Annotated in this window: 7 protein-coding genes and 1 other RNA gene; 4 read left to right on the forward strand and 4 right to left on the reverse strand. The window is 61.2% G+C overall.

Annotated elements, in window-relative coordinates:
- The first annotated feature begins 127 nt into the window (after nt 1–127).
- Nucleotides 128–311: non-coding RNA, 6S RNA (gene ssrS, locus AC6FTP_RS23200), on the forward strand.
- A 40-nt stretch (nt 312–351) separates the two neighbouring features.
- On the opposite strand, the gene hemC is transcribed toward ssrS, so the two are convergent.
- On the reverse strand, nt 352–1,290 hold the full coding sequence (gene hemC, locus AC6FTP_RS23205) for a hydroxymethylbilane synthase (RefSeq protein WP_497209284.1): 939 nt from the start codon (nt 1,288–1,290) through the stop codon (nt 352–354).
- A gap of 124 nt (nt 1,291–1,414) precedes the next feature.
- Here hemC and AC6FTP_RS23210 point away from each other — a divergent pair, with 124 nt between their 5' ends.
- Nucleotides 1,415–2,638, forward strand: a complete 1,224-nt coding sequence (locus tag AC6FTP_RS23210) for a PQQ-binding-like beta-propeller repeat protein (protein WP_497209285.1) — start codon at nt 1,415–1,417, stop codon at nt 2,636–2,638.
- 79 nt (nt 2,639–2,717) lie between these two features.
- On the opposite strand, the gene AC6FTP_RS23215 is transcribed toward AC6FTP_RS23210, so the two are convergent.
- Nucleotides 2,718–3,449 (reverse strand): hypothetical protein, encoded by a 732-nt coding sequence (locus AC6FTP_RS23215; protein ID WP_497209286.1) that lies wholly within the window; start codon nt 3,447–3,449, stop codon nt 2,718–2,720.
- 512 nt (nt 3,450–3,961) lie between these two features.
- On the opposite strand from AC6FTP_RS23215, the gene AC6FTP_RS23220 reads away from it, so the two are divergent.
- Nucleotides 3,962–4,570, forward strand: coding sequence for an RNA recognition motif domain-containing protein (locus AC6FTP_RS23220; protein ID WP_497209287.1), 609 nt, complete (start codon nt 3,962–3,964; stop codon nt 4,568–4,570).
- Between the two features lie 68 nt (nt 4,571–4,638).
- Here AC6FTP_RS23220 and AC6FTP_RS23225 read toward each other — a convergent pair whose 3' ends face one another.
- Nucleotides 4,639–7,242, reverse strand: coding sequence for a PSD1 and planctomycete cytochrome C domain-containing protein (locus AC6FTP_RS23225; protein WP_497209288.1), 2,604 nt, complete (start codon nt 7,240–7,242; stop codon nt 4,639–4,641).
- 58 nt (nt 7,243–7,300) lie between these two features.
- Between AC6FTP_RS23225 and AC6FTP_RS23230 the strand changes: the two genes are divergently transcribed.
- Complete coding sequence (locus AC6FTP_RS23230; RefSeq protein ID WP_497209289.1) at nt 7,301–8,089, forward strand: TrmH family RNA methyltransferase; 789 nt, start codon at nt 7,301–7,303, stop codon at nt 8,087–8,089.
- A 2-nt stretch (nt 8,090–8,091) separates the two neighbouring features.
- Here AC6FTP_RS23230 and AC6FTP_RS23235 read toward each other — a convergent pair whose 3' ends face one another.
- Nucleotides 8,092–10,110, reverse strand: coding sequence for a DNA gyrase/topoisomerase IV subunit A (locus AC6FTP_RS23235; RefSeq protein WP_497209290.1), 2,019 nt, complete (start codon nt 10,108–10,110; stop codon nt 8,092–8,094).
- Between the last annotated feature and the right edge of the window lie 524 nt (nt 10,111–10,634).

Genomic DNA, 10,634 nt, shown 5'->3' on the forward strand with positions numbered 1-10,634 from the left:
TTCGTTCTTGCTGCTGATCCTGGCTTCCGATATGCTCAATGAATTCCAGAGCGGTTCATTTCTGCTCTGACGTTCTTTGACATCCCTTTTGCGGCGGCTGGGAGACTTTCATCCCATCCCGCCGCCCTATTTCCTGCAGTGTTCGTCCTCAGAACTGTCGTGGCCCGGCCCGTTTTTATGACATCGGGAGCTTGTGACCTGAACTGACTTGTCATGCCTTCACTGGAAGACAGCACCCTTGTTCACGGGCACCCACCTCGTCTCCTTGGGATACGAGGCCCCCAGATCGAACGGCACAAGGTGGGAATCCAAAGCGCTCCGGCTTTTGTCGGAGCGCTTTCTTTTGGGATGCTACGTCAGCATGGCAAGACGCTCGGCCAGAAGGGCGGGCTTGTCGGCCGGGCCGCTGATCTCCATCTCGATGGGTTTGGCGGAAAGGTCGGCTTCATCAAAAACGCGGACGGCCATCTGAAGCTGGCCGTTGGCGATCCAGGTGTGTGCCCCGACGGGTGTCTGGCAGCCTGCACCGAGCAGGCGAAGGTATTCACGCTCGGCGGTGACACGGATCTCGGTCTCGGCATGATTGATGGCACGCAGTGTAGCAAGCGTGGCGTCATCTCCCGAACGACATTCGATGGCGATGGCCCCCTGCCCTGCTGCTGGGAGAAACTTCACGGGATCAAGCGTGAGCCCATGGATGGTCTGCCCGTCGATCTCGATGAGGCCGTCTTTGAGTAAACCTAGCCGGATGAGTCCCGCAGCGGCGAGCAGCACGGCATCCAGCGGTTGTTCGCCGAGCACCTTTTTCACGCGGGTGGGGACATTGCCGCGCACCTCCACCATCTCCAGATCAGGCCGCAGCCATTTCATCTGCGCAGCACGGCGGACACTGCTGGTGCCGATGCGCGCGCCTTTGGGCAGGGTTTCCAAAGTACAGGCTTCCTTCGTGATGAGCACATCCTCGATGGGTGCGCGCGGCATGACAGCGGCGATCTGGAATCCGGCAGCGAGGTCACTCGGCACGTCTTTGAGGCTATGTACAGCAGCGTCGATCTCGCCTTTTTCCAAAGCGCTCTCGAGTTCTTTGATGAAGATACCTTTGTCCACCTGCGCCACCTCGGCGAACTCGGAGAAGCGCAGATCCTGACGTTTGTCGCCGCTGGTCTGGATGATCTTGCGCTCGACGATGAGCCCTGGGTGAGCGGCTTGCAGCACAGCGGTGACCATTTCGGTCTGTTTGAGCGCGAGCTCGCTGCCGCGGGTGCCGAGGATGAGAGGACGGGAAGACATGAGCGGGGAGGATTGGATGCAAACGCGCCGACGCGCAAAGAGATGTGATACTCAGCACACAGTATCTTTTTTCTGGTATTTCCCCGCGAACCACGGCTGAATCTCGCGTTCTGCTCTCTGCCCTATGAAAACCGTGCTTCCCCTCCTCCTTATCTCCGTCGCCGTTCAGGCTGCGGACTGGCCCACCTTTCGCGGCGCTGACCGCACCGACGTCTCCACCGAGGTCGGCTTGCTAAAAAAATGGCCCTCTGCCGGCCCGAAGAAAGTGTGGATGAATGAAGACACCGGGCTCGGCTACTCCGGCTATGCCATCGTCGGCAATGTGATCTACACCATGGGTGCACGTGATGCGGTGGAGTATGTCATCGCCATCGACGCCGTCACCGGCAAAGAAAAATGGTCTGCCGAAGCCGGTGCCCTGCTCACCAACGGCTGGGGCGACGGCCCGCGTGCCACTCCCACAGTCGATGGCGACAAAGTGTATGCCCTCAGCGGCAAAGGCAGCCTCATCTGTCTCAGCGCAGCCGATGGCAAACCCGTCTGGACCGCCAGCATGACCGAACTCGGCGGCAAAGTCCCCGGCTGGGGCTATTGCGAGAGCCCGCTGGTCGAGGGGAACCTCGTCATCGCCACCCCCGGCGGCGCTCAGGGCACCTTGGCGGCCTTTGACAAAACGACCGGCAAGCTCGCCTGGCAGTCCGCTGAGTGGACCGATCCTGCTCAGTATTCCAGCCTCATCGCAGTCACTCACAATGAAGCGCGCCAGCTCATCCAGCTCACCATGCAGAGCATCGCAGGCGTGAACGCAGCTGATGGCAAACTCCTGTGGAAGACCGAGTTCCCCGGCAAGACCGCCGTGATCCCGACGCCTATCTTCAAAGACGGCCAGGTCTTCGTTGCCGCCGGTTACGGTGTCGGCTGCAAGTCCGTCAAAATCGGTGCAGGCAACAGCGTCGAGACGCTCTACGAAACCACTGACATGGTGAACCACCACGGTGGCGTCATTCTCGTGGACGGCCACTTGTACGGCTATAACGACAAGGCGGGCTGGACCTGCATGGACTTCAAGACGGGTGCCGTGAAGTGGACGGAAAAGAAATCCCTCGGCAAAGGTGCCATCCATTACGCCGACGGTTCCTTTTACCTCCTGGAAGAAAAGACCGGCACCGTGGTGCTGATCAAAGCCAGCCCGCGTGGCTGGGATGAGCAGGGCCGCTTCACCCTCAGTCCTCAGACCTCCAAGCGTAACCCGAAAGGCATGGTCTGGACCCACCCCGTGGTCAGCGGTGGCAAGCTCTACCTGCGCGATCAGGAACTGCTCTTCTGCTTCGATGTGAGCGGGAAGTAAACCAGTGACAGATTAAAAAACAGAAGGCGCAGAGGGTGACCTCTGCGCCTTCTTTTTTGGCAGACCGTTCAGAACTAACTCACTTCGGCTCGGGCTTCGGGCCCTCACCCGGCGGGCGGCTGCGCATGGACTGGAACTCGCGATAGGCGGCTTCACGATAGGTCTGGCGCAGCTTCTGAGCGGCCTGGATGCGCTCTTCACCACGGGTTTCCTGCACTTGTTTCAGCGCGGCCTGGACCTCGGGTTTGCCCATGAGGCGCTGGTGGAAGAGCTTGGTGGCGTCTTTACGGTCGGGTTTCGCAAACATCAGCAAGTCCATCTCCAGTCGCAGCGTGACCGCAGGAGCAAACTCCGCTGAGTCCACGGCTGGCATGGGTGGGAGCTGGCGTGGGTCGAAGCCCTGGTCGGTCTCAACTTTCTTCAAAAGCACGGCCACCTCCGGATCCGTCTTTTCCAAAGAGACACGGATGGTGTCCCGCAGATCGGCGTGGGCCTTGAGCGTGCGCTCGCGGGCTTCGATAACTTCGGGCCTGCCCCAGACTCGGTCCATGGCCTCGCGGATGCGCTTTTTATCTGACTCGGGCAGCTTGTCATAAGCCTCCGACTTCATCGGAGGGCGGCCGAAGCCGGGGCTGAATCCTCCACGCCAGTCGCCGCCACGATCTCCGCGTTCACCTGGGGGGCGACGTGGACCACCCTCGCCTGAGGGCGGCGGAGGCGGGCCTTGGCGACGTGGCTCAGGCGTCTGGCCATTCACCAGCCCACAGGTCAAAGTGAGGAGGGTGATCGAAAAAGTGGCGACTCGGTGCATGGCGGGAATCTTGGGGAGAGGTGCGGGTCTGGCAAATGCCAGAATGGACTAAGCTGCCCACGACTTTCCGAAACCCGGCCTGACTCATAAAGTTGCGCTCAGGTCTGGAAGGGGGCTGGTGGGGATGAAATCCCCGGTTGACCCATCTACGCCCGGCGCTTAGTCTCGCCCCAGAACTGTCCAGAGTACTGTGCTCTGAGGTTTTCAGCCCACCCACGGAATTGCGGAATGCGCCACGCCAGCCACCTGACTGCGCCAAAAGCTTCGAATGGACCAGCGATAAACTCGCGTGGGCGCCTCATTGTGACGGAATTCTGTCACCCACACAGTGGACCCTCCGGGTTCATTTCTGAACAGTTCGGCACCCGACGGGGCTGCGATGAACCGCAAGGGCGGTTCGTGATACGGCCCGTCGCCACGGATGTGACCCGCAATCCATCCGAGCCACACGCCCCAAGCACGCCCCATCGCGTGGTGCCCCCAAACCCACAGCACCCCAAAACACAGACCCCATGTCAGATAACTCATTCCAGCAAGGTAACCGCCGCCGTCGTCGTCGTCCACGCACGGACAACCGGCCAGACGCCCCCCGCAGCAATGCGCCTCGTACCATCGCCGCCCAGCAGACTGGCTTCCAGAAATTCCTGAGCGCCATCAGCTTCGGTATCCTCGGCAAGCCGTCCACCCTCCCCTCCGTCACTCCCCGCTCGGGCATCGCGCCCGCCAAATCCTCCCGCCCTCCGCGTGAGAATCGTGAAAACCGTGAGCCCCGTGAGCCGAAACCCCGCCGCGAGGCCTCTCCTCCCCCGAACCCCGGCGATATCTCGACCGAGCGCCTCTATGTCGGCAATCTGTCCTACGATGCCTCCGAGAGCGACCTCTTCGAGCTCTTCAACGGCGTCGGCGGTGTCCGCAATGCCGAGGTCGTGGTGAACAACCGCACCCAGCGTTCCAAGGGCTTCGCCTTTGTCACCATGGGTTCCGTCGATGAAGCACGCCGCGCGGTCAGCGAACTGCACGGCAAGGAATTCATGGGCCGCCCCCTCCAGCTCAGCGGCGCCAAGCCGATCGGCAGTGATGATCGCGGCAACGACTCCGAGTCCGAGCAATTGGCTGCTTAATTCATTCTGAAGCGTTCACCGCTTCTTCGAACCCGCCATCTTCACCGATGGCGGGTTTTTTGTGTCCCTCAGTCCACGTAGAGGAATTCGTTCGAGCTCATCAGCGCGTGGCAGAGAGCAGTGATTCCGAGGAGTTCGGGCGCGGCGTCAGCCTTCTCGGGAGGTCCGTTCACCTTCTCCAGCTTGGCCGGGGTGGCTTTGTAGTGCTCGGTCTGGGCTTTCACAAAGGTCACCGCTTCCTGCTCGTCGGCCATGCTCGGAGTCCGGCTCAGCGCCAGCTCCCAGGTGCGGGCCACCTGCTTCTCCACATCGGCACCGACTTCCTTCACCACTCGCTGCGCCAGATCCTGGGCGTATTCGCGCATGTAGAGGTTATTCATCAAAAGCAGGCTCTGCGGGCTCACGGTGGTGTTTGGACGCATAACGCAGTTGGCTTCCGTCATGTCAGGGGCATCGAAGGCGGCGAACACCTCCAGCGGTGTGCTGCGGCGGGCTTGGACGTAGATGCTGCGGCGGTAGTCCTCGCCATTCATGCCGATAAATTTCCCCGTCTGCCGACCAGCGGTGTCGCGGGTGTCATTGCCCAGGATGACCTGACCTTCTTCGTTAAACGTCACCGGCACAGGAGCACCGCCGATCTTGTGATTGAGCTTGCCTGACACGGAGAGAAAGGCATCCCGCAGTGTCTCGGCTTCGAGGCGACGCACATTCATGCGGCTCAAAAGGCGGTTGTCCGGGTCGATGAGGTCCCGTGTCTCATCTCGACGCGATGACTGCCGGTAAGTGCGGCTCGTGAGGATCATCTTGTGCAGGCGCTTCAGGCTCCAGCCGTTCGCCATGAAGTCGCTGGCCAGCCAGTCGAGCAGTTCAGGATGGCTGGGCTTCTCGCCGAGCTGGCCGAAGTCATTCGGTGAGTTGACGAGACCTTTGCCGAAGTGGCGCAGCCAGACCTGATTCACGATCACACGCGCCAGCAGCGGGTGTTTCCCATCCGTCAGCGACTTGGCAAAGGCGAGACGACGGCCTGTCGTCGGCAGCGCCTTGTCCTTCACGGGGATCTCGATGGGGCGGAAGGCGGCGAGCACGGTGAGATCGCCGGGCTTCACAACTTCCTTCGGCTGCTCGATGTCGCCACGGAAGAAAAGATGGGTCGGCGGCAGCGCCGTCTCCGCCATCGGCTGCTCCTGGAAGGCATGGAGGAACTCTTCCTTCGGCTTTGTCGCACGCACGGCGGTGGCTTCTTCCGTCATCTTCTTGAGCGTGTCGGCGTGCTTCGTTTTGTAAGTGCTGTCGTAGAGGTAAAGTGACCCGCCGCTGAGCTGATTCACACGCGGCCAGGCTTTCAAAAGGGCGACTTGGGCTGTCGTGCGCTTCTTCACTTCCGTGCGATAGGCGGTGCGCAGGCCTTCGCGATCCTTCTCCGGTGCCTTCGCCAGTTCCTTCTCCAGCACTTCGGTGATGAACTCCTCTTGCTTCGCCAGTCGTGCGACATCGAGCTTCTTTGCCTCGACCTCGATCTTCGCGCCGATGGCACGCTCTTCATCCGTCAGCAGCGAGACCAGTCTGCCAGCCGGAGTCTTCCAGCTCTTCGTGTTAAAGCCCGGCTCAAAGATGGCGCGCATCCGGTAGTAGTCCGCCTGGGTGATCGGATCATAGCGATGGTCGTGGCACTGCGCACAGCCCACGGTCATGCCGTAAAAGGCCGTGCTCACGATCTTGATCGTGTCCGCGATGCTGGCGTTTTGCGCCGCCTTGTCATTCATCGCGCCCGTGCCGTCCGCCGCCATGCGCAGGAAGCCTGTGGCGGTGATCTTTTCGATGGCGTCCGCGCTCAGGTTCTTGTGCGGCTGTGGCACCATTTCATCGCCAGCGAGCTGCTCGCGCACGAACTGGTCGAAGGGCTTGTCCTTGTTCAGCGAACCAATGACGTAGTCGCGATACTTCCAGGCCCAGGCGCGCTCCAGATCCTTGTCCGTGTAGCCGTCGGAGTCCGCATAACCCGCGATGTCCAGCCAGTGGCGGCCCCAGCGCTCGCCGTAGTGCTCAGAGGAGAGCAGGCGGTCCACCAAAGCCTCGTAGGAGGGGGCATCCTGCTCTTTCGCGGGTGGCAGACCGGTGAGGTCAAAGCTCGCACGGCGCACCAGCGTGCGTGGATCAGCCTCCGGGGAGAATTGCAGCCCGTTTTCCTTCAGCTTCGCGGCAATGAAGGTGTCGATGGGATTCGAAGTCTGCTCAACCTTCGGCAGGGCAGGTTTCCTGATCGGCTGAAACGCCCACCAAGCTCGTTCCTCATCCGTGAAAGCATGTTCCGGACCCAGCTTCTCTGGCTCCACGCGAGAGGTCTTCGCGCCCTGGGCGACCCATTGCTCCAGGGTGGCGATGTCTTTGTCCTTCAGCTTGGCCTTGCCCTTCGGCATCTCGCCCTTCTTCACCAGCTCCAGCAGATGACTCTTCGCCGCATCGCCAGGGACGATGGCCGGGCCTTCTTTGCCGCCCTTGATCAAAAAGCGCGCCAGACGGACATCGAGCCCGCCTTTGGTTTCGCCATCTTCTCCATGGCAATGGAAGCACTGCGCCTTCAGGATGGGGCGCACATGTTTTTCAAACGTGAGCACCTCGCCGGCCCACAGGGGGCTGGCGATCACGAGAGCGATGAGGGGGGGACGGATCACGCAGGGCATACGGGCGGCATTGCCAAGCTCTTGCTCCTCGGCTAACCAAGATCCGCGAATGCAGCCTCAAATCACCAGTCCGAGTAACGAACGTATCAAACATGCCCGCCGCGTGCGCGATGGCCGCGAGCTAGGCCTGATCTTCGTCGATGGCCTCCGCCTTGCCGAAGAGGCGGTGAGGTCGGGCGTCATCGTGGAGGCCGCTTTTGTCGCCTCCGGCAGTGATGACGCTCGTCTGCTGGCGCTCGTGCAGCAGCTTTCGGCTGAAAAGGCCCCCATCCTCTGGACCCAGCGCGAGGTGCTCGATGGCATGAGCGACACGGTGCAGAGCCAGGGCATCGTGATCATTGCCCAGCGTCCTGTGCTGGATCCCTCGCGGCTGTTTCAGGGCAAAGGCAGTCTCTTTCTCGGGCTCGACCGCGTCCAGGACCCCGGAAACATGGGCACCCTTCTCCGCACGGCCGAGGCGGCAGGTGCGGCGGGGGTGATCGTGCTCGGTGGCAGTGTGGATGTCTTTTCCCCCAAAGTGCTGCGCAGCTCCATGGGCTCCGCCTTCCGACTGCCGGTGATGACGGAGGTGACTGCCGAGACCCTTTTAAACCTGCGCGCCGAACACGGACTGCATCTCGTGGCCGCCGCCGGAGAAGGAGAGCTGGACTACACCGACTACGACTGGCAGCAGCCCACGCTTCTGATGCTAGGCAATGAAGGTCGAGGCGTGAGCCCCGGCCTAATGACCGCCTGCGACACCCGCCTGCGCATCCCGATGGCAAACGGCGTCGAGTCCCTGAACGTCGCCGCTGCGGGAGCGGTGATGCTCTTCGAGGCGGCGCGGCAGAGGCGGTAGGCCTACTCCACCACCTTCCGCTCGTTCACCACACGATCCACGGCGTGTTTCGTGACGATGTTCCCGAGGCTGTCGCGGCCCTTGATCGGCAGGGCGGCGATGGGGAATTTGAGCTGCATCTGGCGCAGGTAGAGGGCGGGCTTCAGATGCACGAGCAGGTTTTGGGCGTTGCTGGCCTCCTCGGTCTCATGACGTGAGAAGAAGAGCACCATGCTGCCGGGCGTGCCTTTGGTGAGCACATATTGTTTGTCGCGCGTGATGCCGCCGATGCGGAACCGCTTCGCCATGACAGCGCCGTTTTTGCCATCGCGGTAGATGAGGGTGTACACGGCTTCCTCGTCTTTTTTGAAGAGGCTGATGTATTCCGGATTCTTCCCGACGTGGAATTTCGGGGCGACCTTGGTCACGGTCATGCTGCCATCGCGGGTGAAGAAGATGACGTCATCCAGTGGCGAGCATTTGCACAGCGGCTCGCCTTCCTTCTTCAGGCCGGTGCCGGCGAAACCTTCCTTCGCATCGAGATAAAGCGTCTCGTTCGCCAGGATGACCTCGGCGGCCATCACGCGGTCGAAGCTGCTGATCACCGTGCGGCGCTCGCGGCCCGGGCCATAGGTTTTTTTGATGCGCTCGAAGTGGGCGATCGTGTAGCGCGTGAGCTGCTTCAGGTTCTTCTCCACGCTGTCGATGTCCTTCTCCAGCGACTTGATGTGCTCGTCGGCCTCGAAGCTGTTGAACTTCGAGATGCGCTTGATCTTGATCTCCGTCAGGCGGGCCACGTCGTCATTGGTGACTTCGCGTTTAAGAAGGCCGAGGTGCGGTTTCAGGCCTTTCCAGATGGCCTCCATCACGGCTTCCCAGGTCTCGGCTTCTTCGATGCGGCGGTAGATGCGGTTCTCGATGAAGATCTTCTCCAGGCTGCTGAAGTGCCACTTCTCCATCAGTTCAGCGAGCTGGATCTCCAGCTCACTGCGCAGGATCTGCTTCGTGTGCTCGGCGCAGTCTTTGAGCAGCTCGTTCACATTGATGAAGCGTGGCTTGTCGTTCTGAATGACGACCGCGTTGGGTGCCAGCGAGACTTCACAGTCGGTGAAGGCGTAAAGAGCCTGGACGGTCTGCTCCGTGTCCGCACCGGGAGGGAGCTGGATGACGATCTCGGCGAACTCGGAGGTGTTGTCATCCACACGGACGATCTTGATTTTGCCCTTATCATTCGCGGCCACGATGCTCTCCATGATGCCGCCCGTGGTGGTGCCAAAAGGGATCTCGGTGACGCGCAGGATGTTCTTTTTCTCACCGGGCTCGATTTTCGCCCGCACGCGGACACGACTGCCGCGCAGACCGCCGGCGTAGTCCGTGGCGTCCATGATGCCGCCGGTGGCGAAGTCGGGCAGCAGGTTCACTTCCTCGCCCCGCAGTGCGGCGATGCTGGCATCGCAGAGTTCGTTGAAGTTATGCGGCAAAATACGGCAGCTCAGGCCGACGGCGATGCCCTCCACGCCCTGCGCGAGCAGCAGCGGAAACTTCACCGGCAGGGTCACAGGCTCCTTGTTGCGACCGTCATAGCTGGCGGCCCACTCGGTGACTTTCGGCGCATAGACCACATCCAGCGCGAACTTGGAGAGGCGGGCCTCGATGTATCGGGGAGCGGCGGCGTTATCGCCAGTCAGGGTGTTTCCCCAGTTCCCCTGGGTGTCGATCAGCAGGTCCTTCTGCCCGAGCTGAACCATGGCATCGCCGATGCTGGCATCGCCATGCGGATGATATTTCATCGTGTTCCCCACCACGTTCGCCACCTTGTTGTAGCGGCCGTCTTCCAGCTCATCCAGCGAGTGCATGATGCGGCGCTGCACCGGCTTCAGGCCATCGTGGATGTGCGGCACGGCGCGCTCGAGGATGACGTAGCTCGCGTATTCGAGGAACCAATTGCTGTAATGCTCATCCACTGGCTTCTCCACGATGGGAGCGCTGTCGGCGAGGATGGGGGAGGTGTCTTCGGACTTGGAGGATGCTTTCTTGGCCACAGGCAGGTCGGGGCGGTCGGTTTTTGGGAAACGGGAGTGCTCAATTGCTCACTACTCGGCCTTCCGTCAAGGGGAGACAGCGTGTGGAGATTGTGGCGTGCAGGCTTACGCTGGGAAACTCAGGTGGTGCTGGCAGGAGGAATCGCGGTGCCTCATCGGCTGAGTGAAGCATTCCTTCAGCTTCTTCCAGCCTGCACGAAACATCCATCGCTCGCCCAATGGGTCGTCTGCCAGCTCCATCCGGTGAAGGGTTTGCGAGAAACCCGGAAGGGTTTCGTTCATCCGGTGAAGAGTTTGATCCAAAAGCGGAAGGGTTTTGTCCATCCGATGAAGGGTTTGCACCAAAACCGGAAGGGTTTCGTCCATCCGATGAAGGGTTTGCACCAAAAGCGGAAGGGTTTCGTCCATCCGATGAAGGGTTGTTAGCGGTGCGCCGAGTGCCCTCGGTCTAAGCTTGCCTTTTGGTTTCGACAACTATGCCGCTTTCCGCTGACCGTCGATCCGCCGGGTCTTGGCCCAGGCTG

This window comes from Prosthecobacter sp., assembly GCF_044378005.1.
Taxonomy (GTDB): Bacteria; Verrucomicrobiota; Verrucomicrobiia; order Verrucomicrobiales; family Verrucomicrobiaceae; genus Prosthecobacter.

Excerpts from the sequence above, each read along its gene's own strand:
- hemC (WP_497209284.1), bottom strand. The coding sequence starts at position 1,290 with ATGTCTTCCCGTCCTCTCATCCTCGGCACCCGCGGCAGCGAGCTCGCG.
- AC6FTP_RS23210 (WP_497209285.1), top strand. The coding sequence starts at position 1,415 with ATGAAAACCGTGCTTCCCCTCCTCCTTATCTCCGTCGCCGTTCAGGCT.
- AC6FTP_RS23215 (WP_497209286.1), bottom strand. The coding sequence starts at position 3,449 with ATGCACCGAGTCGCCACTTTTTCGATCACCCTCCTCACTTTGACCTGT.
- AC6FTP_RS23220 (WP_497209287.1), top strand. The coding sequence starts at position 3,962 with ATGTCAGATAACTCATTCCAGCAAGGTAACCGCCGCCGTCGTCGTCGT.
- AC6FTP_RS23230 (WP_497209289.1), top strand. The coding sequence starts at position 7,301 with ATGCAGCCTCAAATCACCAGTCCGAGTAACGAACGTATCAAACATGCC.